The sequence below is a fragment of the Fibrobacter sp. UWB15 genome, from assembly GCF_900177705.1.
Classification (GTDB): domain Bacteria; phylum Fibrobacterota; class Fibrobacteria; order Fibrobacterales; family Fibrobacteraceae; genus Fibrobacter.
Map to the genome: position 1 here is coordinate 93,767 of NZ_FXBA01000007.1, position 23,943 is coordinate 117,709.

The window sequence follows — 23,943 nt, forward strand, 5'->3', positions numbered from 1 at the left end:
TTTGTGCAGAATGGGTTAGGCAAATTTGTCGCGGTGCTTGCGCTGTGCGCAACGTGGGCTTTCTCTGGCGAGAAAGCTGCATCGAAAAGTGCACCGTCTTTGGATTTGCTGAAGGCGTCCGCAGATTCAATTGTGACTGCGGCTGTAGCAGATTCTTCTAAGGCGAATTCGCTCAAGACGGTTCTTTACTTGGGGGGTGGTGAGCGTTCCCCTTGGTTCCAGTTGGGCGTTCTTTATGCTATTGAAGAATATGGTATTCCTGTCGATTCCATCGTGGCGACTTCTTGGGGAGCCTGGGTTGCTTCTTTGTGGACGCGGGGCGTTCCCCTGGATGACATCCAGGTGTTGATGCTGGATTCCGCCATTGCGCCTTTTGTGGGCCATGATCTTACGGCTGCAGAAAGTGAATATGGCAAGCAAAAGCGAGACTCTTATGAGGTGCCGATTTCGCTGTCGGGTGTACCTTCGATTAGAACCCGCTACAGCGTAACGATGGATACATCCCGCTCGATTCACAGCGAAAAGAAATCTCTTACAATGGACTCTACGCAGGTGATGCGGTCTCTCGCTAAACTCCGTTTTCAAGAAAGCCTTTACCGCCAGCGTCAAAATGCCCGCATTCCCTTGTCGCTGCAGTCATGCGAATCAGGGAGGCCCGTTGTTGTCGAAAGTACCATTCCGCAGGTGATTGCGTCGCTTCCGCTTTGGGGGCAAGATTCCGCAGGAATGTCCGGCGAACTTTGCCCTTACTACGCCATGCCTATCGAAGACAATGCGCAAGAACTTTCGATTATCGTCGTGTCGGATCCGTTGCGAGCTCCGATTGTGGGCGATGAACGGATGCGCTTGATTAAGTTGCACGCTGGCGAAATCCTTGCGAGTCAGCCCGGAGTTGTCGTTCGAGCCCATACGATTCTAGATACGAATCGTGCGGTTTGGATTCAGTCCGGCTTCTCTTCGTTCGAAAAGCAACTGTCCAGTTTCAAGGTTTTGAACGGTCGCCGTCAGGATTATTCTGTGAACCGTGTCTCGGCAAAGCCTTGGTTCCGCTTCGAGCCTTCTTATAACGGTCTTTCTTCCGAGGTGCAAAATGCAGTGAAGGCTTATTGGGTGGAATCCGATACGGCAATGGTGGCTGCCGAGAATTTCGCCACGGAATTGCTGCAGAATCCCGCTTACGATTCCTTGCGTCTGGATATGCAATCTAGCGGCAATGTCGCAATCGAAACGGCGGTGCATCCGACGTTGGATCTTGCCGCTGGCGGCTTTGGCTCCAATATGATTGGCCCCAACGCCTACGCCGAAGCGACGGTACATTATGTAGACCATGTCGAAATTGAATTGGTCTTGGCTGGCTTCTGGGGTGGAAATTCCTACGGGATTCGCCCGCGCTTGAATATTTCGAAGTTGTGGAACCGTCACTGGGATCTGCAATTTGGCTACGATTACATGAAGCTGGTTCCGCTGAAGTCTTACAACCGCGACATAAATCGAGGACTCCGCATTGAATCCGAAGAACGTAGCGATTTGACGATGAACCTTTTGTACACGGTGGATCGTAACCAGCGGGTTTCGGCCGAGTTTATGTTTGGCTCTCGGTACTATGACTTGGATACGGCCTACTATGGCGATCGCGTCATCAAGACTTATCCCGTGTCGCCTATGCTGCATTACCGTTACTTGAATGGCGCCGATGACAACTGGTTTGCCGATAACGGTTACGTCCTGAATGTCTGGGGCGGCTTTGAATCGATTGGCTTTGATGACGGCATTATCGATGTGGTGCCGATTTACTGGAAACTTTTAGCCGACGCTCGCTACACGATTTCACCGGTACGTTTTGTGACTTTGAATGCGGCAGTGGCCGGTGCCATTGAACGTTACCATGACGAAGGCCACGGCTATGTTTCTCCTAAGTCCATCGGGAAGGCTCCTCTGGACGTTGCATACCGTCAACATGCGGCGGCAACACCTTGGTCCACCGAATGGTACAATCCGGAACTTTCATCCCATGAATACGTGATGTTGCGCTTTAACGGTGGCTTGCACGGGGATTATCTGGGCGCTTGGCTTTTCGGAGCTTACTATCACGATTTTGAAGATAGTCCGTATGCAGAACTCGATGTTGACAAGTTCGTGCTTGAACCGGCGCTTCGATTCGCCTACAAGTCGGTTACGGTGTATGCGGGGCTGAGCCGTGTCGTTGATTATGGCACGTTCGGCGACTTGACTCATCTGAGCGGATACAATTACTTTATCCGTGTCGGAAATTACGAATTTTAATTAAAGTGCGAGCGGCATCCAGGGCTTGACTTCGTTGACCGAGGTCAGCTTGCCTTGCAGTTTGCGACGAATGGCTGCCGCTGCAATCATGGCGCCGTTGTCGGTGCTCAGGCTGCGTTCCGGAATGCAGAATAGGATTCCGTGCTTGTCGCAGTAATCTTGCAATCGCGTGCGGAGCCAAGCGTTCGCACTCACGCCGCCGCCGACCACGAGTGTTTTCATCTTGGTCTTTTTAAGGGCGGTGATTGTCTTTGTGACGAGGCTATCGACAATGGCATCTTCCAAGGAGGCACAAATGTCGCCGATATTCTTCTGGATGAATTCCGGGTCGTGCGTTTCAGTGTAGCGGAGTACAGCCGTCTTTAAGCCGCTGAACGAAAATTCGCAGTTGTCGTGTACGTGGAGCGCACGTGGAAAGTCGACGAATTTGCGGTTGCCGTCTTTGCCGAGACGGCTGATGGTAGCGCCTGCAGGGTACTTGAGACCGAGCTGTTTTCCGCACTTGTCAAATGCTTCGCCGGCGGCATCGTCGCGGGTGCGTCCGATGCTGGTGTACTTGAATCCGGGTTCTTCGAGCACGAGTTCCGTATGGCCACCCGAAACGGTAAGCGTCAAAAACGGCGGCTCGATTTCAGGGTGCGTGAGCCAGGCGGCGGCCAAGTGGCCTTCCAAGTGATTCATGCCGTAAGCGGGAATCTGCAAGTCGCGGGCGAGACCCTTGGCAAAGCTTGCGCCTACCAGGAGCGGTCCCATAAGGCCCGGGCCGGTGGTGTAGGCGATTGCATCAATATCCTTGAGTTCAATGCCGGCTTCCTTGACAGCCGCTTCAGCAATCGGCGAAATCTTTTGCAGGTGCGCACGTGCGGCAATTTCGGGAACCACGCCTCCGTAGAGGGCGTGTTCGTCAATCTGGCTGTAAAGAGGGTTCGAAAGGACTTTTACGGGATCGTCTTGCAGAACGGCACAGGCGGTTTCGTCGCAGCTGGATTCAATTCCAAGCCAAATCATGGTGCAACCTCTTCGAGAGAGTCCGCGGTAGCGACAGGCTTGGTTTCTTTCTTACGGAGCGTCACCTTTTCGGGTTTCAGCTGAATTGCCTTGATTGCCATTTCGCGGTTGATGTGGGCCGGGAGCGTGAGCTTCACCGTCGGAGAAAGACTGTCGGCGTCTTCAATGGCAAAGCGGTTGTATTCTATCACCAATTCAATGTTTTGGGCGGTAATAGAGTCAAGTACCTGTTCGCCGCCCGTGATTTCCACGGAAAGGCTCTTAGGCTCCAGGGAGTAAACTTGTCTGTCGTAGAATCCGATGAGGCTTACGGGAATGCTGTCGTAAGTGCGGCTGCTCATTTTCTGGATGTTCACCGAAATCTTGACCGAAGAATCGCTTGGCGAAACAAATGCCGGCAGGTTGCTGAAGTCCAGCGGAATGGTAAATTCCTGGCTCGCGTGCAGCGTGTCAAAGAAAGAGGAATCGGTCGGAATGTCGATAATGCGGGTGAGTGCGTTGCGTGCGCCGGATACCATTAGTTCTTCAGGGGAAATCGCGGGTTCGTCTGCTATCAGGTAACCTTGGGCGGCTGTAAACGTGGCGACCGATTTAATGGGGACGTTTCTTGTAATGCGGGTGTCGATATCGAGGTCTACGAACAAAAGCTGATTTTCGGGTTCCACAAAGTGAATGTCCGGGAATCCTGCCGAAACAAAGTTCTTGCTGTCCAGGTGAATGCGCTTTGCTCCCAGTTCGGCTTGCTGCAGGTCAACGACCATGGCGATGGAATTCTGCTTGGGGTCGCTCACTAGGTTGTTCAAACGAATCAAGTCCCACGACTTGCCTTCGACCGTAATATGCAAACTATGTGGCGGCTTCGAGGCAATCGCCATTGTTTCGGGAAGTTTAACAAAGTTCAAAGGGACATTCACCGAAAGCTGGAAATCCTTTTGAGATATGACAAGAAACCAGAGGGCAATGCCAAATATCAGTGCAGTTATTTTTAGAACGATGTTTCCCATAGATCTCTCGAATGACTGTCTAAAATTTAGTTATAATTCACCCTGTGTTCGGACAACTAGGCTATTTAATATCGGAATCTTTTCGCGGAATGCGGCAACACCGTACGGTAATCCTTCCGTCGTTTGCCACGATCTTCCTGTGTTCCCTGCTTCTGTCGGCTTCCTTTACCGCTTTCGGAGCGGTGATGCGGATTCTTTCCATGGAAAAGAACCTGTATGCCCTTGAAGCCTTCTTGCCGGAATCCGTCGGCGAAGATTCCCTGATGGTTATCCAGAATCGCCTGGAACATACCAAGTTTATCGATTCGGTGACTTTTGTCAGTGCCGATTCTGCCCTGGCCGATTTCCGCAGGCATTTTTCGGGTGAAATGCTCGACCTTGTAGAGGGCAACCCCATTCCTCCGTTCTTCAGGGTGACTCTGGTCGAAGACCATAAGAATCCGGCCACCTTGATCGAATTGAAAAACAATCTTTCCCGCATGGACTTTTTTGAAGAAGTGCAGGCCCCGGTGCAGTGGGTCGAAAAAATTTCGGCCTGGAAATTCCGCATGCTGTTCTGGCCCATTTGCGTGAGCGTACTGCTGCTGTTTACGCTGTCGCTCATAATCTGCAATTCCGTAAGGCTTTCGCTTCTTTCTCGCAGACTTTTGGTCGAAAACATGAAGTATGCGGGCGGTAGCCATTTCTTTATTGAATTCCCGTTCGTGCTGCAGGGGGCGTTCCAGGGAATCGTGGGTAGTGGCCTTGCCGTTATTTTGCTTGCGGTCGTTTTGAATTCGGTGGCAGAAGCGTTCCCCATTGTGGCGGCGAACTTGACTGGCCTTGGCTCTTGTCTTGCCTTAGTGGTCCTTCTGGTAACGGCTCTTTCGGGCTATTTCAGTTACCGTACGGTGCGCGGATTCCTTTCGATCAAGCGCAATGAACAGGATTAACGATGCGACTTGTGGTTTTGCTTTTTTGCCTGTTGCTGGGGTTTGGCGCCGAAAATGCTTACGCCAAGGCTCCTGCTAAAAACACGCCGGCAAAAAGCGCCCCTGCCAAAAAAGCAGCAAAGGCCAAGACGAAGTCTGCGTCCAAGTCTTCTGCAACTAAAAAGACCGATGCCCAGATTAACGAGCAGAAAAACGCCTTGAAAAAGTTGGAGTCTGACTTGGCTAAAAAACGCCAAGAACTGGCACTCCTCGAAACCGAAGAAAAGGGCGTGCTGAATACGATTTCGATTCTTGACCAGAATTTGAACCAGACCCGAACTTACCTATCTGAACTCTCCAAGAGCGAAGTCATGCTGGAACGGGCGCTTGTACAGCTTTCAGCCGATATTGATTCCTTGGACCGTCGAATCGAGACTCGCCGGGAAGCCATGAAAAAGCGAATCCGGAACCTGTATGTCAGTGGTCGCAATAGCGAGGCGCGCGTCCTTTACGGTCTGCTCACGCAGCAAGGGAATCCTGACCGCCAAGTGTATTGGGTGCACCACATTTTGAACCAAGACCAGCAAGAAGTAGAAGTCCTGCAACAGTTGGTGCAAGAACGGGACGAAAAGAAACAAATGGAATCGGCTCACCTGGACGATCTCAAGCAGATGCGTTCCAAGAAGGCCGCCGAAGAAAAGGGGCTCGTTTCCCAGATGAGTGGCCAAGAAAAAATGCTGATGTCCTTGAAGCATGACCAGAACATGCAGCGTCGGGCCTTGAAGGAATTCGAGCAGAACCAAAAGACCATGCTGGCCCTGATCAAGAAACTCGAAGAAAAGCGCAAAAAGGAAATTGAGCAGGCCAAGAAAGACGAGGCTGCCCGCAAGGCGAAAGAAAAATCCGGCAAGGATAAAAAGAAAGACAAGAAGGCTCCGGCCAAGACGGTGGAAAAGCCGAAGGTCACCGTGGCCGAATCGGTAAAGGGCCCCAAGTGTACTCCGCTTAAAGGCGATGTCATCAGTAATTACGGTTTGCAAGAACACCCGGTGCTGCACATTATGACGCGCAATTTGGGTGTCGAAATCCGCGGAAAACGCGGCGCTGCCGTTCGTGCCGCCGCGGCGGGAACGGTGGTGATGGTGGCCGAAATCGATGGCCGCGGCCCCTCGGTCATTATCGAACATGAGGGTGGAACTTACTCCGTTTACGGTCACCTTGCGTCAATTCGCGTGCAAGAAGGCAAAGAAGTGCGAAATTGCGAAGAAATTGGCGAAGTGGGCGATGTTGCCTCTTTAAATGGAATTAAATTGTACTTCCAAGTGAGCGAGGGTACACAGACCGTAGACCCCTTGCAGTGGTTGAAACAGAAATGATCGAATATACTTTAAATGGTCCTGCTTCTCAAGAACGCGCCCGCATCCGGGTGATGTCTGCGCTACGCGAGAACCGTTTTCCCCAGGCGATTTTGATTGACGGCCCTGCAGGGATCGGCAAGAAATGGCTTGCGATGGAAATTGCGAAGGCCTTGCAGTGTACCGATCCGAATATGCGCCCTTGCGGTCATTGCTTTGGTTGCCGTATGGCAGAAGATAGTGGCGCCACCGACGGTTGGGTCGTGCCTATGGAAGCCGACGAGGCCCGTGCCCGCAGTTCCGACGATGTAGCTCCGGGGAGCAAGGCAAAAACCATCGAAGACTTTAAGAAGGCCTACATCGAAGAAATCCAGAAGAACCCTTACCGGGTGGATATCTTTTCGGCCGGGGCCTATATTTCGGTAGACCTGATTCGCTCCATGACATCTAGCTTTGCCATGAAGGGCAATCGCGTCCGCACCATCATTATTGCCGAAGCGGACCGCATGAACGAATCGGCAGCCAACGCCTTCCTCAAGACGCTTGAAGATGTTCCGGCGAACACCTACTTTATCTTGACCACCAGTTCCCGCGAAAAGATGCTCCAGACCATTCGTTCCCGCTGTCTTGCTTTGCACCTCTTGCCTCTCGCCGACGACGAAGTGCGGTCGGAAGTGTTGCGGGTTGCCGGTGAAGAATTTGATGAATCGTCTCTGACCGACGATGTGATTGGACTTGCGGTTGGTTCTCCGGGTAAGGCCCTTTACTATGCGGAACATGCCAAGTCTTGGTGCAAGCTGGCGTCCGACTTTGTGATTTGCTCTTTGCGTGGAAACTACACCGAATTGTTCATGCAGCTAAAGGAATCCACGCTGGACGAAGCCTACGATGCCAACCGCTTCTTGGAAGTGCTTTCGTTCTTGCTGGCGGACTTGCTGCGAGAACAGGCGGGGGCGCAGTTGCGTATGCCCGAAACCACCACGGCTGTAGGGCTTTCGAACTACCCCCGCGTAGACGCAACGGCTCTGGAACTTGCCCTTGTGGCGGTACAAGAAACCATGTCGCGTATCGAGTCAAGACGTGTGACTGCAACCATGTGCCTGCAGAACCTTTCCCTGAAACTTTTCGAGGGCTACAAGTAAATGGCCGAGGCTCAGGACGAAATCGTAAACGAGCACTTGGCTTCCGCAATGTCGAAAAGCCTCCGCGTTCCCCATGTGGTGGCGCGATTCTTGGTGTCTCGTGGAGTTCGTTCCGTGTCAGACGCTCATCGCATGCTGTGCGGTAATGCAGGTGATGTGCTGGATCCGTTCCTGATCAAGGGAATGGATGCTGCCGTCGCTTGGTTGCTGGATGTCCGCGAAAAGCACGAAAAGGTTTTTGTCTTTGGTGATTACGATCTGGACGGTATGTCGGCTGTGACGCTCATGACACGCGCCCTTTCGGAATTGGGCATCGAGTCCGATTGGCGACTTCCGAACCGCTTTGGCGATGGCTACGGCCTTTCGTCTTCGGCTGTCGAAGAAATGCACCAGGCGGGCGCCCGCTACGTGATTACGGTAGATACCGGCATTACGGCAAATGCAGAAATTGCACTGGCCAAGCAACTGGGAATGTCGGTGCTTGTCATTGACCATCACCAACCTTCGGGCGACGGCCTCCCGGAATGCGATGTGCTTCTGGATCCGCATCAAGAAGGCGACACCTACCCGAATCCAGAACTTTGCGGTGTCGGCGTTTCATACAAGTTTATTTGCGCCCTGTATTCCAAGCTTTCTCTGCCGGAACCGACCAAGTTCCTGGACCTAGTGGCCTTGGGCACCTTGGCCGACTTGGTCTCCATGACTCCTGAAAACCGCGCTTTTACCAAGGCGGGCCTCAAGTCTATTGAATCCAGTCACTGGCCGGGCCTACAAGAAATGTATAGCAACTTGATGAAGGGCCACGGCAGTGTTGGCGGCATCGATGTGATGTACAAGTTTGCGCCACTCCTGAATGCGCCTGGCCGTATGGAACGCCCGGATCCGGCGCTCAAACTTTTGCTCAGCCCGAACATGGCGACCGCCAATGCCCTGATGGCAGAACTGCGCGAATGGAACAGCAAACGCAAACAGAAAGAAGCCGAAATTACCGAAATGGCTCAGTCGCAAATGGAAGCCATGTATGGCGATAAACTGCCGACGGTAATTGTGGTGGCTGGCAACGATTGGCATGTGGGTGTTATCGGAATTGTAGCGGCCAAGCTCGCACAGGAATACCACCGCCCGACGGCAGTACTTTCTATTCAAGACGGCATGGCTCATGCCAGCGCCCGTGCGGTTCCCGGCTTTAACTGGCATAAGGCCTTGTTTGAATCTCGCGAACTGTTTGACCGCTGGGGCGGTCATGCCAACGCCGCGGGCTTCTCCCTTCCGGCTGATAAAATCGATGAACTCCGCAAGCGTCTAGAAGTTTCTGCAGCAAGCCAAAACTACACCGGAACAGAAGAGTGCGAAGGCGAAGCCGCACCTTGTTCCTACGACATTCGCATTTCACTCAACGAACTAGTGGTCGAAGCGTCTCAGTACATGTCGCCCCGCGAGTACGGCGCAGGCAATGCCGCAAACAAGAACCAGTTGATTTCGATTCTGGATTTCATCGATCTGTTAGAACCCTTTAGCGGAAACTTCCCGTACCCGACGTTCCGCGCCGATAATGTCAAGGTGCACCGCCTTCGCGAACTCAAGGGCGGGCATTTGCAGATGGATATTTCCCAGGCGGGTAGCCGCGTGTATCCAGCCATCGGCTTTGGGCTTCGCAAGTTCAAGAGCTTGCTCAGCAAGCCCGTATCGGTCATCTTTGAACCGACATGGAATTATTTTAACGATCGCAAATCTTTGCAGCTTTGCATCAAGGCCATTGAACCTTATACTGAACCATCCACCGTAAACAGCTAGGATCTCCAATGCGCAACTTGCCGATATACTTTTTAATTCTGGTTTTTGCGGGACTCATGTTTGCCCTGTCAAGAGTTCAGCTCTATACTCCGGTGGTTACCGTGGAACCGGACCCAACGCCGGTTCTGCCTGATGACGGTTTCTTGGGCCGTATGGAAATGCCGTCGCTGGATGATATCTATGTGCTTGACAATTCTGCCGGCCGCGACTTGGTGAAGTTCGAAAAATTCCTGAAAGGTCGCGCGGCGAGCCTTCACTTTGCCTCTGCTGCTTATTTCAAGGCGAACCGCAAGAATATTCACAAGGATTCTAACGCCTTCATGGGAATCAAGCTCACGCTGGATTCATTGGGCGCATTCTCTCCCGAAATTCTTTTCACCAACGTGAACGATGAAAATTTTAAAGGCCTGGTGCTTTCGCAGATCCAGACCTATTGGCGTTACCCCCGCAGCGAACAGGGAAAGTTCGTGGCATGGGTTCCCTTTGTGTGGAAAACAGCTTATTGATTCTTGAGAATCGCGAGCAATTCCGCGGTTCTTTTTTCAATCAAGATAAAGGCTTCGAACATACGGGCTTCGCGCCACTTGACCAGGTACTTGGCCTTCCATTCTTCGGCCACTTCTTCGGGGTCTTCGTGGTGGGACTCGTTACGGTACCATTCTTCTTTCTTGATTTCCTTGATCATGTCGCCCATTTCGGCGGCAGGTTGCAAGGAACCCTTGCAAAGCAGAAGAGCGCGCAGGTTGTCGAGCAAGATTTCGTCGGTGGGGTTGTCGGAGTCGTCCCGAGCGCAGTCCCAGATTTCGCCACGGTGGCGTTCCGTCCAGCCTATCAGGTGCTTTTCGGTTTTCTGGAGTTCACCCTTGGCGAGCTTTTCTTCGACTGCTTCGCGAGGATAATAGATGCTATTCGGGTAGAATTCAATCATAATGGCTCCCTGGTTTGCCGATAATGCCCGGGGCGGGACTTGAACCCGCACGAGGTTGCCCTCAAGGGATTTTAAGTCCCCAGTGTCTACCATTCCACCACCCGGGCTCGGGCGTGCCACAAATATAGAAAAAGTCGGCAGTCGATAGTAGGCGGTGGTTAGGATTTTACTGTTGTTTTCTACATTAATGGTATGAGATTTTTTTTAATTCTGGTTGCTATTTGTATTGCCCCTCTTTTTGCCTATGATGGCGACATGGACACTTATCATGAATTCAAGGAAGACCTTTCGCTTGCCCGTGACGGTTATATCGCATGCTTGAACATGGCCATGGAATCTGCCAACGAAAGCACCGAAGGCTCGCTGGAAGGCTGGTTCAACTTACGTGACAAGGGTGGCGCCCGCTCCTGGATGCAGCTGGATTTCGAAGCGCCTACGTTCAAGTTCCTCAAAATGGAAGAAGTCCCTTACGGCTTCAAGCTCAAGGGCTCACACGGCGCCTACAAAATCGATGTAGAAATCCGCGTCGTTACCCGCGACACCGACATCTTCTACGATGTCAAGTACAACAAGGCGAGCAATGCCGCCGGCAAGGAAATTTTCGGAGAGGTCTTCCGCAACGACCGCGTCGTCTTTTATGACGAAAGCACCCCCTGCAAGCGTAAGGCCGTCACCTGCATTAACGAGTACGCCCGCGGAACGATGGGCAAATAAAAAAAAGGAACCCGTAAGGGTTCCTTTGGAAATCTAGTCCGGTTTAGCGGAATTCTGTTTGGAAACTAAGTCCATCAACTCATCGGTTGTATACTCGTTCCCGTCATCACATTTTTGCTTGAGCTCGTTGATCCAATGGTCGTACTTCGCTCCGTTGGCATTCACGGTGTCGAGCTTGGTCTCGTAAGCATCCTTACAGTTGAGGGTTGTATTATCTGCCAACGTGTACTTGTTTGGATAATTTGTGCTGGCTTCGGCGTTTTTGGCCTGATTGGTGAAGTATTCCTTTGCAGAAGGACATGCTTCGCCGTTGGTTGCCGCTGTTGGGGCACATTGTTCGATGGTGTCACCGACTAAAGCGAAAGACTTTGTTGTGGCGTACGCCATCTTTTTGAAATAAATCATCCCGTTATCGCATTTGAATATGGAATCATTTCGGGCGGGAATGGTGCACGTTTGAGGCGGAACGCCGTAAAGAGCCTCGTTCTCGGAGAGCTCGGTCATGACGGTCTTTAAGTTTGGTCGGTATGAAGCGCAAGGCGATGGAATGTAGAATGTCGAGTCCTTGCAATGAACCGATGGGTGCAACCCTAACGTGTACGGGTAATCGGGGTTGAAATAAGAAGAACTGCTGGGTATTTCGCTGCTAGACGAAGCCGGTTCCTGAATGTCTGGGTTAGCCGGTTGTTCCTCGGAACTGCTAGAAGGAGTCTCGGTCTGCGATTCTGAACTACTTGAAACTTCGTTAGAAGCGTTCGTTTCCGGGTCGGGAACCGGTGCCACGGAACTGCTAGAATCGTTGTCGCATGCCGCCCAAAAAAGGGATGCTATGCACAGGGCTAGTTTGCGTTTGCATTTTCGAATAGACATGATTGTTCTCCTTTTTTGTTGACTATAAATATATACAAAAAAAGAGAACAGTACAATTTATTTGCAACGTTGTTGTGGACAAATTGTAAAAATGGAACCCTCGCGGGTTCCATTTTTAATTTTGTTTTATGTTAATCATCAATTATTTGATGATTAACATACTGTCGTCCCACGCTTCGTGCTTTTCGAGGCCGAGGAGGTTCGCGGTCGTTGCAGCGATGTTCGACAGACCCCAGTCGCCTTCTTTGAGGCCGAGCTTGCCGCCCGTTACGTTATCGTAAAGGATGCAAGGAACCTTGTTCAAGGTGTGGCTCGTCTTGGCCTTGAAGGTACCGTCCTTGTTGACCTTCGGCATGCCGGTCTTCTTGTCGATTTCGTACATTTCGTCGGCGTTACCGTGGTCAGCCGTGATGATGGCGACACCACCGAGAGCGTCAATCACCGGGAGCAGGCGCGCAAGGCCGATATCCACGGCTTCGATAGCCATGGTGGCAGCGCGGAAGGAACCTGTGTGGCCCACCATGTCGCCGTTCGGGAAGTTGCAGCGGAGCGTCTGGTACTTGCCGCTCTTCAAAGCTTCGATCATGGCGTCGGTGATTTCGGCGGCCTTCATCCACGGGCGCTGTTCGAACGGAACAACGTCAGATTCGATTTCGAGGTAGGTTTCGCCGTCGAACTTGCTGGAACGGTTGCCATTCCAGAAGTAGGTCACGTGGCCGTATTTCTGCGTTTCGGAGCAGGCGAACTGCTTGACGCCCGTTTCGGAAAGCCATTCGCCGCTGGTTTCCTTGATGGCCGGAGGCGGCACGAGGAAGCGGTTCGGAAGCTTGAGGTCGCCGTCGTACTGGAGCATGCCAGCGTAGCACACATGCGGGAAGCGCTTGCGGTCAAATTCGTTGAAGGATTCTTCTTCGAAGGCGCGGGTGATTTCGATAGCGCGGTCGCCACGGAAGTTGAAGAACACCACGGAGTCGCCGTCGTTGATGGTACCGACCGGAGCGCCGTCCTTTGCAATCACGAACGGGGGGAGGTCCTGGTCAATAGCCTTGGTTTCGCCACGGAGCGTTTCGATAGCCTGCGTGGCGTTGTCGAAGTAGCGGCCTTCGCCCAGCACGTGGGTCTTCCAGCCGAGTTCCACCATCTTCCAGTTTGCGTTGTAACGGTCCATGGTAATCTGCATACGGCCACCGCCGCTAGCAATGCAGACGTCGAATTCCGGGCTGCGGAGTTCGTCGAGGAACTTTTCGAACGGGCCAACGTAATCGAGGGCGGAAGTTTCCGGAACGTCACGACCGTCGAGCAAAATGTGCACGCGGACCTTCTTGAGGCCTTCTTTCTTGGCCTGGGCGACCATGGCCTTGAGGTGGCTGATGTTGGAGTGGACGTTGCCGTCGCTGAAGAGGCCGATGAAGTGAAGCACGGAACCGTGGTCACGCACGTTGGAGGCGATTTCTTTCCAGGCATCGCGACCGAAGATGTCGCCAGAGACGATGGCGTCCTGCACGAGGGCGGCACCCTGGTTGTACACCTGGCCGGCACCGATGGCGTTGTGGCCCACTTCGGAGTTACCCATGTCTTCGTTGGTCGGCATACCCACGGCGCGGCCGTGAGCCTTCAGGAGCACGTTCGGGTACATCTTGAAGAGATTGTCGAGAGTCGGGGTGCGGGCAGCCTTGATGGCGTTGCCTTCGACCTTATCGGTGATACCAAAACCATCCATCACGATGGTTACGACCGGGCCCTTGATGCCGGGGAAATTGGAAAGCTTCTTGAGCATAGTTTACTCCTGTTAAATTACGGGCGTAAAGATAGCTTTTTTAGAACACAAAAAACTCCCCGTATGTACGGGGAGCCTTTAAATTTGGTTTAGAACCGATTACTGGACCTTGTAAAGTTTCACAGTAATATTGTAGTCGCCGTTGTTGCCTTCAACAGCATCAGTGATGGCGAAGGCATAGAAGCCAACGCCCGTTTCAGTGCTGTAGCCCGGAGCCAGAGCAACATAAATCTGGTTGGAGTTTTCAATCATGTTGGTAAGGGTGGCGCCCGTGCTCTTGAACTTGAAGTCGCTCACGTAGGCGGTTGCCGGAGAACGGTCCGCGTTCATGTCTTCGGGCCAAATATCCACTTCGTAGTCGTCCGTGTACGGCGGAAGGTCGCTGTTGTTGATCGGAGCAAGTGAAACGGTTGCGCCGGTGGCAGTGAGTTCGGCATTGCCGTCAACCTTGGCCTTGGCAAAGACGATGTCGCCAGTAGCCCCTGCGGTGCAGGTGGCGAGATTCAGGGCCGGGGCGAGGTTTGTGGACAGGTCAGTAACTTCGCAGAAGCTCATCGCGACTTCCTGCTTGACCGGTTCCGGCGGAATATCCGGTTCGTCGGATTTGCAGTAGAATGCGTCGCGGGGGAACGGAATCAGCACGGTGCTTTCGAAATCCTTTTCTCCATTCTTGGCTTTTACGGTAACCATGAGGTTGTAGTTGCCGCAAGCGGTGAAACCTGCGTCGTGCATATCGATGGTCACGCCAGCAGAGGCCTGGGAGTTCAGATCGATTGCGCTGGTGGGGAATGCAATTTCGTTGTGTCTGATGTCTACGCCTACAAGAGCGTTTGCAGCGTCAAGAACCTTGTATTCAATGTCGGTGAATGCGATAAGGTCGTTGTTTTCGTTCAGGGAGTCAACGGTAATGTCAAGGCTGAAACGGCCCTTGAAACGCATGATGCCTGCGCCGTCTTCTCTGTGATTTTCTGCAAGGCCTGCACCGACAAGGTCGCTACTCAAAACAATATTGGCGTCCTGCTGGGTCGGAATTTCAACCTGATCACCCGGCTTTTCCTGTCCAGGTTCAGTCGAAGACTTGCTATCGCTTCCGCATGCAATGAGTCCGAAAGCGCCAATGGCAAAAACGGAACCCATGAAAAGTTTCTTAAAATTCATGATTTTTCCTCATAAAAAGTTTTTCTGCCCTTGAAAATAAACAAAAATGGGCTAAAATGCAATTAAAAAAGTGTAAATTTTGCCTAAAATGGTTCGAAAAACACGTTTTTTTGCTCAAAAATGCGGTTTTAAGTGATGTAAATCTACTTCATTCCCCGGATAATATCGCGAAGTCGCGCCGCTTCCTCGAAATCGAGGCGCGCGGCGGCCTCTTTCATCTGTTTTTCCAGGTCTTCCAGTTGTGAGTTGTCCGTGGTGTGCGGCGATGGATTGCTTCGCCTGCGGCTCGCAATGACGTCTCCATCCGCACGCTTGGAGTAGCGGGCGCCCTTCTTCTTCGTCTTGCTGCTCGGCTGTAGCGGTTCCATCGGGCGGATTCCGTTACCGTCGTCTTCGTAGTCCTCATCGATAGAATCGTCGCCGATGTCGCCCAGCGGGTCGTTGATTCTCAAATCGTCTTCGAGCTTGCGGGTCACGGATTTGGGCGTGATACCGTGTTCCTTGTTGAATTCTTCCTGAACGGCTCTGCGGCGTGCGGTTTCGGTAATTGCCTTGTCGAGGCTGTCGGTCATGTTGTCGGCAAAAAGCAGTACGGTGCCGTTCACGTTACGGCTTGCGCGGCCCATTGTCTGGATTAAGCTGCGGTAGTTACGCAGGAATCCTTCCTTGTCGGCGTCGAGAATCGCGACCATGCTCACTTCGGGCAAGTCGAGGCCTTCGCGCAGCAAGTTGATGCCCACGAGTACGTCGAATTCACCAGTGCGGAGTCCGCGGATGAGTTCGTGGCGTTCTAGCGTCTTGATGTCGCTATGCAGGTAACGTGCGCGGATGCCTGCTTCTACAAAGAAGTCGGTGAGGTCCTGCGCCATCTTCTTGGTGAGGGTCGTCACCAGCACGCGGTCGCCGTTCTTGACGACTTCCTCGATGCGGTACAGCAGCACGTCCATCTGGCCCTTGATGGGGAACATCTCGATTTTCGGATCCAGAAGTCCGGTCGGCCTGTTAATTTGTTCGGTAACGACGCCGCCGGTCTTGGTAAGTTCGTAATCGCCGGGGGTGGCACTCACGAATAGCACCTGCTTCGGGTACATGTACTCGAATTCGGCGAAGTTCATCGGGCGGTTGTCCAGCGCACAAGGAAGGCGGAACCCGTACTGCACAAGCGTTGTCTTGCGGCTCTTATCGCCTTCGGCCATGCCGCCTACCTGCGGAATACTCACGTGGGATTCATCCACCATCAAGAGCCAGTCGTCGCCGAAGTAGTCGATGAGCGTAAACGGGCGCGTACCCGGAGCGCGGTTTTCGATAATGCGGGAGTAGTTCTCGATGCCGCTGCACATGCCGGTCTCGCGAATCATTTCCATGTCGTAGCGGGTGCGGCTCGAAAGGCGGGCCGATTCCAGCACCTTGCCTTCCTTGTCGAGTTCTGCAAGGCGGTCGGTCAGTTCCATCTGCATGCGCTGCAAAATGCCTGCGCGGCCTTCTTCTTTCGTGACGAAGTGCTTCGCCGGAGCGATGGTCATCTCGTCCATTTCCTGCGTGACTTCGCCGGTAATGATGTTGAAGCGAACGAGCCTGTCGACTTCATCGCCGAAAAGCTCGATGCGGAGGCCTTCTTCGTCGTAGCTCGGGTGGATTTCAATCACGTCGCCGTGCACGCGGAAGCTGCCGCGTTCCAGGCTGAAATCGTTTCTCGTGTACTGAATTCGCACCAAATCGTGCAGAATCTTGTCGCGGTCGTAAACGTCACCCTTCTTGATGCGCACCATCAAATCAAAATATTCGCTCGGGCTGCCCAAACCGTAGATGCAGCTTACGGATGCAACGATAATCACGTCGCGGCGGGTGAGCAAGTTCGCGGTCGCGCGCAGGCGCAATTTGTCGATCTCGTCGTTGATGCTGGCATCCTTCTCGATGAACGTGTCCGTGTGCGGGATGTAGGCTTCGGGCTGGAAGTAATCGTAGTAGCTCACGAAGTATTCCACTGCATTGTGCGGGAAAAACGCCTTGAATTCCTGGTAAAGTTGCGCCGCAAGCGTCTTGTTGTGCGTGAGGATCAGCGTCGGCTTGCCCACGTTCTTGATGACGTTTGCCATCGTGAAAGTTTTGCCGGAACCTGTCACGCCAAGGAGCGTCTGGAACTGTTCGCCGTTCTTGAATCCGGCCGTTAGTTCTTCGATGGCCTTCGGCTGGTCGCCCGCCGCTCCGTAAGGGCTCACAAGCTCGAAGTTCGCGCGGGTCGGCGACTGGAACTGCTTCAACTTCCCCGGTAAACTCTGCTCGGGCGGTAGCGGTTTCGCTATCGGTTTTGCATACGGGTCAGGTGTAATTGTCTTGCGTGCGCGAGCCATGATTTGCCCTAGCCTCTAAGCGTTATTCAGCTTCAATGGGAACGAATGCGCTCTTGCTATCAAAGCCTTCAGGCAAATCCCAGTCATCGTCCTTGGGCATGGCGGCAGCCTTCGGCTGGGCCGGTTGTGCGGGCACGGCCACTGCGGCGCCTTCCGAGGTAGAGCCTTCGGCAGGAGCACTCGGGGCGGCGCCGGCTGCATTGGCAGAATCTGCGGTGGCGGCGGGTGCTGCGGCCGGCATGGGCAAACTGACCATGATTCCGTTTTCGGCGGCGGTTTCTGCAGCTGCGGCGTGTACCTGCGGCGGCGTGAATCCCGGAACCTCAATCCACGGGAGCGGGCGGCCTTGTTCGGCGCTACCGCCTGCGATAATGCTTCCGGTCATCGGGTCAACCGTCAGCTGACCGCGTTCGTTCGGGAGTACCAGCGGAACTTCGCCCGCGGCAAGCATCGAAATGTCGAGGAAGTCAATCTTTTCAGGCAGTCCCAAAATATTGATTTCTTTCTTGGCAAAATCTGCCCACTGCGGAAGGCCGCCGCTTGCGCCAGCAATACGCGTGCGGCCTGATTTCAGCGGCTTGTTGTCGTCAAAGCCCACATAGCTACCGATAGCAATCACGGAATCAGTAGAAATGCCGTTCTTCTCGTTCACGTAAGTCGGGAGCGCGCCGAGGAATGCCACGTTGCGGTAATCGTTGGTGGTACCGGTCTTACCGAGGGCGGGGTAGCGCAGCGTAATGGCGTTATCCGGCGAGGTCACCGTAATGTGCGTGTACTGGCTGCGTGCCGTACCGTTTACGAACACGGAATGCAACATCACTGCCATCTGCGAGGTAATCGTGTCGCCAAGCACTACCTTGCTTTCGGTCTTGTTCTTGAAAATCACCTTGCCGTCGCGGTTCTTGATTTCCTTGATGAAGCACGGATCGGTCCAGTCGCCGTCTAGGCACTTGAACACCTTGCCGGTTAAAAGCGTCTGGTAAGCCGTCGAAATTTCGGCGAGCGTAATGTCGTTCACGCCGAGCGGCATACTGAACACTTTCTGCAACTTCTGCTTGATGCCGATTTCCTTGGCAAAACGTGCGTACTCGGCAAAGGCGAGCGAACGCCTGTAATCGGGCCAGTATCGCAGGTGTTCGGCATCCAGGTAATCCACTTCGCTGTCCACCGGTTCGATCATGGTCGAAAGGCGCTTCATATCGGCGAGTGTAAAGTGGTTGAGCAATACCACGGAATCCAGTGGCGGGAGCACAATCGACGGGTCCAGTTCTTGTGCCTGGCGTTCGCGCAAGATTTCGGAATAGCGCTTGTAGTTGTGCTTGATGAACCCGAGAGTCTTCGCATCTTTCTTGGACTGCTTCACGGCGACATCGTTAAAGGTTCCGTAGCGCAGGTTCAGCACGTCGAGCGCCTTGGCGTCTTTACCTTCGAGCCTGTAGCGTTCGGCAAGGGCGTCGCGGGCTTTGGTGAATTCGATTTCGCGCTTGGTGTCTTCTTTCAAAATCAGGCCGTACTTGTCACGCAGACGTTCAAAGAACTTCTTGGTGTCTTCGTCTTCGTGGCGTGCCATGTCGTTCACGGCTGCAATGTCGTTGAATTCTTCGAGCGAAAGCTTGTCGAGCAAGTGCTCCAGAAGCCAAATACTTGCAATGTTTTCAGAACGCGTGGCAGACCAGGCAATGCTTACGACGTCACCCTTGTTCTTGTGGTCCGGACGCGGAAAATAGAACTGATTGGTGAACTGGAAAACGTTGAAGTCGTTTTCAAGCATGTCCAGGTAATTCCAGTGGTACTTGAGGGCGAGTGCATAAAGGATCGGCTTCCAGCTAGAACCCAGCTGGCGCACAGCCTTAAAGCTACGGTCGAATCCGGTGTTGTGGAAACCGCCCTGGCTTGCGATTACGTTGCCGTTCTGGATAGCGAACAGGGCGCCTTGCAGCACGGGTTCCGTTTCAATCTGGCAAGGGGCAAAGCCGTCTACAAGCTTATCGTCCATGATGCTCACCAAGAGGATTGCTCCCTTCTTGAGTTGCGGGGCCAAAATCTTGTTCACGTCGCCGCCGGCCTTTTTCGCGAAGTCCTTCACGGCTGCTTCCGAAACCAAGCCCTTGAGCTGGCCGAAGCTGAGAGTCAATGCCTTCAGGCCTCCCTGGTCATCGACCATGATGCTGTCGACGGTGCCGTACAGGTAGTCACCCTTGCGTGCCGTCTGGGCGCGGTTTGCAAACTGTGCCTTCGGGAGCACGAAGCCGCCGAGCTGCATCTGGAGTCCACTGATGTTTGCCTGTAAAGCGGTCTTTGCGGCGTCCTGGCTGCGGGCATCTACGGTCGTCGTAATCGAAAGCTGTGCCTTGCGCCAGTCCTCGATTCCTTCGGCTTCAAACTTTTTCTGGAAGAATTCGCCGTCCAGTTTTTCTTCAATACGTTCGAGCATGGTGCTCACGCTAAAGCGGAAGTTGCCGTGGTTGAATTCCAGCGGTTTGGCCAGCGCTTCGCTCATTTCTTCTTCAGAAATGTAGTTCTCTTCGACCATGCGGCGGAGCACATATTCCAAACGTTCCTTACCGCGGGCCAGGGCCTTTTCGCGGCGTTCGGCGCTACGCTGAATAAACGGGTCGTAGTTGAACGGGCCCTTTACTGAACCTGCAATAAAGGCGCATTCGGCAAGCGTCAGGTCCTTGAGTTCCTTGTTAAAGAAGTACTGGGCTGCAATAGCGACCCCTTTACCGGTGCCCGAAACGTGGAACTGGTTCAGGTAGAATTCCAGAATGTCTTCTTTGCTAAAGTGCTTTTCCATGCGGAGCGCGTTAATGAGCTCCTTGCCCTTTTCCTTGATACTTCGTTCTTCGCGACCGAAAATGTTTTTTACGGCCTGCTGGGTAAGGGTTGAACCGCCTTGACGCATGTGGCCGCTCTTGATGTTCGAAATCATGGCGCGGGTAAAGCCGTAAATGCTGAATCCGGAGTGCGTCCAGTAGCCGGCGTCTTCGGCGGCAATCAGGGCGTTCACGATATTGGCCGGAATGTCGCCGTAAGGCACGTACACGCGGTGGTTTGCGTCAAAGAAGGCGCCCAAAAGTTCTTCACCGTCATTATAATAGACGCGGGTTTCGCCCGAAAGCACCTGCAGAATGGTGGAACGGTTGAACTGGTTGTCTGGATCCTGGGTCGGGAGTATCTTGAAGACCACGATATAGGCGGGAATGCAACAAATGAGGCCGACTAATGCAAAAGCGGCCACGATTTTGAACAATTTGGAGAAGAGACGCATGTATAAAATTTAGAAAATTTGGTTTTTTGCTCCATGTAATGTAAAAAAAAATGCCATTTTGGGGCTAAATTTGCCATTTTTGCGTCTTTACCCTTGAAAAATTACCGAATTTTATCTAAAATTTGTGTCCCCAAGATGGGAAGATGGCCGAGCTGGCCGAAGGCGCGTCCCTGCTAAGGACGTATAGGACTTAATCCTATCGCGAGTTCGAATCTCGCTCTTCCCGCTGCAAAGACCCTCTGGAGCAATCCGGAGGGTCTTTTGCTTTCTTAAAGTCAGGGGTGGTCACGAATAAGCTCCTTTAGGTGTATTCAAAACGTATTCAAATTTATGAAATTTGAAAAACAACCCTAAAAACCTTGCTTAAATGTGCAAAAAATCACTTTTTGTATCAAAAATATTGACGCATTGGCTGAGGTTGTATAGATTTACACTAATGGCTCCTATTTTGCAATATCAAGATTTTCGTCGTTATCTACAAGACTTTTACGACTGGAAAAAGCGTACTTCGGCATTTTCGTGGCGTGATTATTCGAAAATGGCGGGGTTTGCTTCGCCAGTGTTCATGAAACAGGTTTGCGAGGGTAAGGCAAATCTCGGAAAGAAAGCGACCGTCAAGGTGGCTGATGCGTTTAATTTTATCGGTATCGAGCGAGAGTACTTCTTCAGTTTGGTGATGTTTGCGCAGGCGAAGACCGATGACAAGAAACGTTTCGCTTATGCCGAAATGCAGTCCATTGCGAAGGCGAGCAAGGTAAACCTCATCGGTGTCGATGCATACAAGTATTACGACTCTTGGGTGCACCCGGTAGTGCGTGAATTGGCGCCTGCCATGCCGGGGGCTATGCCAAAAGAAATCGCAGGCAAGTGCGTTCATGAAGTTTCTGCGAAAGAAGTGAAGGAATCTATCGAGTTCCAGGTCCGTGCGGGAATTCTTAAAAAGACGGATGACGGCAATTATTCGCAGACAGATAAGTTGCTGGGTGGCGACACGCAGTCGATGTCTTTGGCCGTGCGTTCCATGAACAGGCAAATGGCCACCTTTGCGGTAGATGCACTTGACCGCTTTGCTGCGGATGAACGTTATGTTGCGGGGGTTACCATGGGTGTTTCGGATGGTGCCTTTGAAAAAATTGTCGAAACCTTGAAACAGTGCCGTAACCAGGTTCTAGAAATCATTGCGAATGACGACAAGGTGGATCGAGTGTTGCGCCTGAATTTGCAACTGTTCCCGTTGACTCAGAAAATAGAAGGTGCAGACGATGAAAAGTAAGATGCTTGGAAATGTTGCGCTTTGGCTTGCTTTGTGCGGCGCCTTGTTGGGACTTGCCGCATGTTCCGAAAAATCTACGGCGGGTGCAACCGTAGATGATAATTCTGTGGCAGAAATTTCTGCGGATGAAAAGTTGATTCTAGAACATCAAGTTGATTCTGTCAAGAACTTTGTTGATGGCATACCGGCAGATATTGACGATTATGAAAGGGATACTACCAGGTTCTGGTTCGAAATTAGGTTCAGCGGCGAACATGAAAAATATTTCTATTATGAATGGGATAATCCGTTATCCAATTGCATCATCAATATCTATCGCTCGGAATACGGAGTGCTGAATGCGGAATATAATGAAGTATCTATTTTATGGACGTTCTTCTTGACTGCAGATGACAGCGGCGTTACGTCCCATCTGAAAATGGAATATAATACTGTTTCCGAATCCCGCTGCGAAAAAGAAATTTCTGATTTTGCAAATACTTGTGAAAAAGGCGGCGGAACTTTGTATCGCCATATAGGAACCTGCAAGGATACCGAATTGCACGTGACATGTTCAACGTTCATCGGTCATTTGACAGAAAGCGCCGACAGTATTTTGGACAAGGCTGCCGAAAAAATGAAAAACAAATGTATGGAGGGTAAGTAAAATGACTACTACATGTGTAATCACCTGTCTATGCCGCTTCTCGGCTTTCAAGACAATCATCCTCTGCCTGCTGGCAGGGCTATTCAGCACGGCTTTTGCCGAAGATTGGGATGGCTCTACTTCAAAGCCGTCATCAAAGGAAATAGATGGTGTTGAATATTATGTTATTACAAGCCCGAGTGAACTGGCGTGGTTTGCGTATCAGGTAACGAATAATGGCAAAACATCTATTAACGCCATATTGGAGAATAACATCTACTATATGGATGACACTACGAAACTTAGTTCTAATAATGTGGCTCCAATAGGAAATAGAACAAATCCGTTCGATGGAATAATCGATGGCAATGGAAAATCTATTTATGGCGCGAAGGGAACCTTCTTTGTTGATGAGAATACGGCAAATGCGGTCATTAAGAATTTGGTTTTGAAGAATACAAAATATAAAAGTGTTGTTGATACAAATAAAGGCTTAATTGAAAATGTAGAACTTTATGGGCAAACTGCCTACGGGTTTGCCTATCTTAATTCGGGAACGATAAGAAAATGTTCTAATTTTGCCGATATTTCAGGAAGCATCAATGGTCGCCGAGGAGTGGCGTCGGGTATTGCGTATGAGAACGCAAAAGATGGGAAAATAATATCTTGCAATAATGTTGGGATATTTGTTCGTGCAGGAATATCTGGCAATACTGTTCGATCAGATTCAATTGTTGGCGGGATTTCTATATATAATGACGGCTTGATTGATTCTTCTGAAAGCGTTATAAACCTAAGAGAATCGAATACCCTTGAAGATGGTGTGTATTATTACCGAAAAGATGGGGCTCTTGGGGGAATAGTTGTCTATAATTCAGGTTCTATAAGAAATTCTTCGGGGAAAGTCCTCTTGCCTAAAGTTAGTTGGTTGAGACTTGACAGCTATTTGAATGGCATAAGGTATATTGGAGGCGTTGCTGCAAAAAATGAAAGCAGAGGAGTCATTGAGAATACAATAGGCAATCTTTATATAAGATCATGGGTTGGTGTTTCTAATTCGGACTATAATTTGGATGGAAATGTTTTTTCGGGGGGAATTTCAGGAGTAAATTCCGGCTTGATTCAGAAATGTCGTGCTACATTAACAATAGATATACTAAACGTTTCTGATGACTATCATCATGATTTCGTTATTGGAGGGCTAGTCGGAGCCAATATAACATATAGTTCTGCTAAAATTTACCAATCATATTCCGAAATGCATATAAATAGTTTTTGGCTAAGTTCATTATTAAAAAATTCTGTCGGGATGAACTACGTATATGTGGGTGGACTTATGGGAACGGCATTTAATACGGATGTTGAGGATTGTCATGGATTGCTTCATATTGGACAAAAAAGTGCAAATTCTAATGAAACAACAAAAAAGCTTTATTGGGCTGGTTTGACTCGCGATACGCGAGGTTTGAAAGTCTCTGG

General features: G+C 51.5%; 17 protein-coding genes and 2 tRNA genes. 10 read left to right on the plus strand and 9 right to left on the minus strand.

Annotation, left to right across the window (positions count from 1 at the left end):
* Nucleotides 1-3: 3 nt before the first annotated feature.
* Nucleotides 4-2,283, plus strand: a complete 2,280-nt coding sequence (locus tag B9Y58_RS10700) for a patatin-like phospholipase family protein (protein WP_073056400.1) — start codon at nt 4-6, stop codon at nt 2,281-2,283.
* On the opposite strand, the gene tsaD is transcribed toward B9Y58_RS10700, so the two are convergent.
* On the minus strand, nt 2,284-3,291 hold the full coding sequence (gene tsaD, locus B9Y58_RS10705; RefSeq protein ID WP_073056398.1) for a tRNA (adenosine(37)-N6)-threonylcarbamoyltransferase complex transferase subunit TsaD: 1,008 nt from the start codon (nt 3,289-3,291) through the stop codon (nt 2,284-2,286).
* Nucleotides 3,288-4,295 carry a CdaR family protein gene (locus B9Y58_RS10710; RefSeq protein WP_073056396.1) on the minus strand — a complete coding sequence of 336 codons (1,008 nt, stop codon included), beginning with the start codon at nt 4,293-4,295 and terminating at the stop codon, nt 3,288-3,290. Before B9Y58_RS10710 ends, tsaD begins: the two co-directional genes overlap by 4 nt.
* Before the next feature lie 185 nt (nt 4,296-4,480).
* Here B9Y58_RS10710 and B9Y58_RS10715 point away from each other — a divergent pair, with 185 nt between their 5' ends.
* Genes B9Y58_RS10715 through B9Y58_RS10735 form a run of 5 tightly spaced genes read left to right on the plus strand, consistent with a single transcriptional unit; the run spans nt 4,481 to nt 10,003 of the window.
* Nucleotides 4,481-5,227, plus strand: a complete 747-nt coding sequence (locus B9Y58_RS10715) for a cell division protein FtsX (protein WP_233247938.1) — start codon at nt 4,481-4,483, stop codon at nt 5,225-5,227.
* A gap of 2 nt (nt 5,228-5,229) precedes the next feature.
* Nucleotides 5,230-6,582 (plus strand): murein hydrolase activator EnvC family protein, encoded by a 1,353-nt coding sequence (locus B9Y58_RS10720; protein WP_083532307.1) that lies wholly within the window; start codon nt 5,230-5,232, stop codon nt 6,580-6,582.
* Entirely contained in the window at nt 6,579-7,703 is a 1,125-nt protein-coding gene (locus tag B9Y58_RS10725) for a DNA polymerase III subunit (RefSeq protein ID WP_073056393.1), read from the plus strand. Before B9Y58_RS10720 ends, B9Y58_RS10725 begins: the two co-directional genes overlap by 4 nt.
* The gene (gene recJ / locus B9Y58_RS10730; RefSeq protein WP_073056391.1) at nt 7,704-9,497 is read left to right on the plus strand and encodes a single-stranded-DNA-specific exonuclease RecJ; all 1,794 of its coding nucleotides are present in this window, start codon (nt 7,704-7,706) and stop codon (nt 9,495-9,497) included. It abuts the gene before it with no gap.
* Nucleotides 9,498-9,553: 56 nt separating this feature from the next.
* On the plus strand, nt 9,554-10,003 hold the full coding sequence (locus B9Y58_RS10735; protein WP_083532306.1) for a hypothetical protein: 450 nt from the start codon (nt 9,554-9,556) through the stop codon (nt 10,001-10,003).
* Here the strand turns inward: B9Y58_RS10735 and B9Y58_RS10740 are convergent.
* Both B9Y58_RS10740 and B9Y58_RS10745 read right to left on the minus strand, forming a co-directional pair.
* Nucleotides 9,997-10,425: a hypothetical protein gene (locus B9Y58_RS10740; RefSeq protein ID WP_073056388.1), complete on the minus strand. Its 429-nt coding sequence runs from the start codon at nt 10,423-10,425 to the stop codon at nt 9,997-9,999. The two genes, B9Y58_RS10735 and B9Y58_RS10740, sit on opposite strands and share 7 nt — an antisense overlap.
* 24 nt (nt 10,426-10,449) lie before the next feature.
* Nucleotides 10,450-10,532: transfer RNA gene (locus tag B9Y58_RS10745), tRNA-Leu, on the minus strand.
* Between the two features lie 85 nt (nt 10,533-10,617).
* On the opposite strand from B9Y58_RS10745, the gene B9Y58_RS10750 reads away from it, so the two are divergent.
* Complete coding sequence (locus tag B9Y58_RS10750) at nt 10,618-11,139, plus strand: hypothetical protein (protein ID WP_073056386.1); 522 nt, start codon at nt 10,618-10,620, stop codon at nt 11,137-11,139.
* Between the two features lie 33 nt (nt 11,140-11,172).
* Here B9Y58_RS10750 and B9Y58_RS14420 read toward each other — a convergent pair whose 3' ends face one another.
* The 5 genes from B9Y58_RS14420 to B9Y58_RS10775 form a co-directional block, all read right to left on the minus strand.
* Nucleotides 11,173-12,009: a hypothetical protein gene (locus B9Y58_RS14420; protein ID WP_143154685.1), complete on the minus strand. Its 837-nt coding sequence runs from the start codon at nt 12,007-12,009 to the stop codon at nt 11,173-11,175.
* Between the two features lie 142 nt (nt 12,010-12,151).
* Nucleotides 12,152-13,786, minus strand: coding sequence for a 2,3-bisphosphoglycerate-independent phosphoglycerate mutase (gpmI, locus tag B9Y58_RS10760; protein ID WP_073056382.1), 1,635 nt, complete (start codon nt 13,784-13,786; stop codon nt 12,152-12,154).
* A gap of 99 nt (nt 13,787-13,885) precedes the next feature.
* A complete protein-coding gene (locus tag B9Y58_RS10765) occupies nt 13,886-14,944 on the minus strand; it encodes a hypothetical protein (RefSeq protein ID WP_073056380.1) in 1,059 nt (352 codons plus the stop codon).
* A 143-nt stretch (nt 14,945-15,087) separates the two neighbouring features.
* A complete protein-coding gene (gene uvrB, locus B9Y58_RS10770; RefSeq protein ID WP_083532305.1) occupies nt 15,088-17,295 on the minus strand; it encodes an excinuclease ABC subunit UvrB in 2,208 nt (735 codons plus the stop codon).
* 22 nt (nt 17,296-17,317) lie between these two features.
* Nucleotides 17,318-20,566, minus strand: coding sequence for a transglycosylase domain-containing protein (locus B9Y58_RS10775; RefSeq protein ID WP_073056376.1), 3,249 nt, complete (start codon nt 20,564-20,566; stop codon nt 17,318-17,320).
* A gap of 137 nt (nt 20,567-20,703) precedes the next feature.
* Here B9Y58_RS10775 and B9Y58_RS10780 point away from each other — a divergent pair.
* From B9Y58_RS10780 to B9Y58_RS10790, 3 genes are all read left to right on the plus strand, one after another.
* A tRNA-Ser gene (locus B9Y58_RS10780) sits at nt 20,704-20,792 on the plus strand.
* Nucleotides 20,793-21,002: 210 nt separating this feature from the next.
* Nucleotides 21,003-21,839: a TIGR02147 family protein gene (locus B9Y58_RS10785; protein WP_073056374.1), complete on the plus strand. Its 837-nt coding sequence runs from the start codon at nt 21,003-21,005 to the stop codon at nt 21,837-21,839.
* Nucleotides 21,829-22,485 (plus strand): hypothetical protein, encoded by a 657-nt coding sequence (locus B9Y58_RS10790; RefSeq protein WP_088657061.1) that lies wholly within the window; start codon nt 21,829-21,831, stop codon nt 22,483-22,485. The genes B9Y58_RS10785 and B9Y58_RS10790 overlap by 11 nt, the downstream gene beginning before the upstream one ends.
* The last annotated feature ends 1,458 nt before the right edge of the window (nt 22,486-23,943 follow it).

Bases quoted from the DNA above. Each gene is read 5' to 3' on its own strand.
- B9Y58_RS10785 (WP_073056374.1), top strand. From the start codon at position 21,003: ATGGCTCCTATTTTGCAATATCAAGATTTTCGTCGTTATCTACAAGAC.
- B9Y58_RS10765 (WP_073056380.1), bottom strand. From the start codon at position 14,944: ATGAATTTTAAGAAACTTTTCATGGGTTCCGTTTTTGCCATTGGCGCT.
- B9Y58_RS10775 (WP_073056376.1), bottom strand. From the start codon at position 20,566: ATGCGTCTCTTCTCCAAATTGTTCAAAATCGTGGCCGCTTTTGCATTA.
- tsaD (WP_073056398.1), bottom strand. From the start codon at position 3,291: ATGATTTGGCTTGGAATTGAATCCAGCTGCGACGAAACCGCCTGTGCC.
- B9Y58_RS10735 (WP_083532306.1), top strand. From the start codon at position 9,554: ATGTTTGCCCTGTCAAGAGTTCAGCTCTATACTCCGGTGGTTACCGTG.
- B9Y58_RS10750 (WP_073056386.1), top strand. From the start codon at position 10,618: ATGAGATTTTTTTTAATTCTGGTTGCTATTTGTATTGCCCCTCTTTTT.
- B9Y58_RS10720 (WP_083532307.1), top strand. From the start codon at position 5,230: ATGCGACTTGTGGTTTTGCTTTTTTGCCTGTTGCTGGGGTTTGGCGCC.
- B9Y58_RS10715 (WP_233247938.1), top strand. From the start codon at position 4,481: ATGCGGATTCTTTCCATGGAAAAGAACCTGTATGCCCTTGAAGCCTTC.
- B9Y58_RS14420 (WP_143154685.1), bottom strand. From the start codon at position 12,009: ATGTCTATTCGAAAATGCAAACGCAAACTAGCCCTGTGCATAGCATCC.
- B9Y58_RS10725 (WP_073056393.1), top strand. From the start codon at position 6,579: ATGATCGAATATACTTTAAATGGTCCTGCTTCTCAAGAACGCGCCCGC.
- recJ (WP_073056391.1), top strand. From the start codon at position 7,704: ATGGCCGAGGCTCAGGACGAAATCGTAAACGAGCACTTGGCTTCCGCA.
- gpmI (WP_073056382.1), bottom strand. From the start codon at position 13,786: ATGCTCAAGAAGCTTTCCAATTTCCCCGGCATCAAGGGCCCGGTCGTA.
- B9Y58_RS10710 (WP_073056396.1), bottom strand. From the start codon at position 4,295: ATGGGAAACATCGTTCTAAAAATAACTGCACTGATATTTGGCATTGCC.
- uvrB (WP_083532305.1), bottom strand. From the start codon at position 17,295: ATGGCTCGCGCACGCAAGACAATTACACCTGACCCGTATGCAAAACCG.
- B9Y58_RS10740 (WP_073056388.1), bottom strand. From the start codon at position 10,425: ATGATTGAATTCTACCCGAATAGCATCTATTATCCTCGCGAAGCAGTC.
- B9Y58_RS10790 (WP_088657061.1), top strand. From the start codon at position 21,829: ATGAAAAGTAAGATGCTTGGAAATGTTGCGCTTTGGCTTGCTTTGTGC.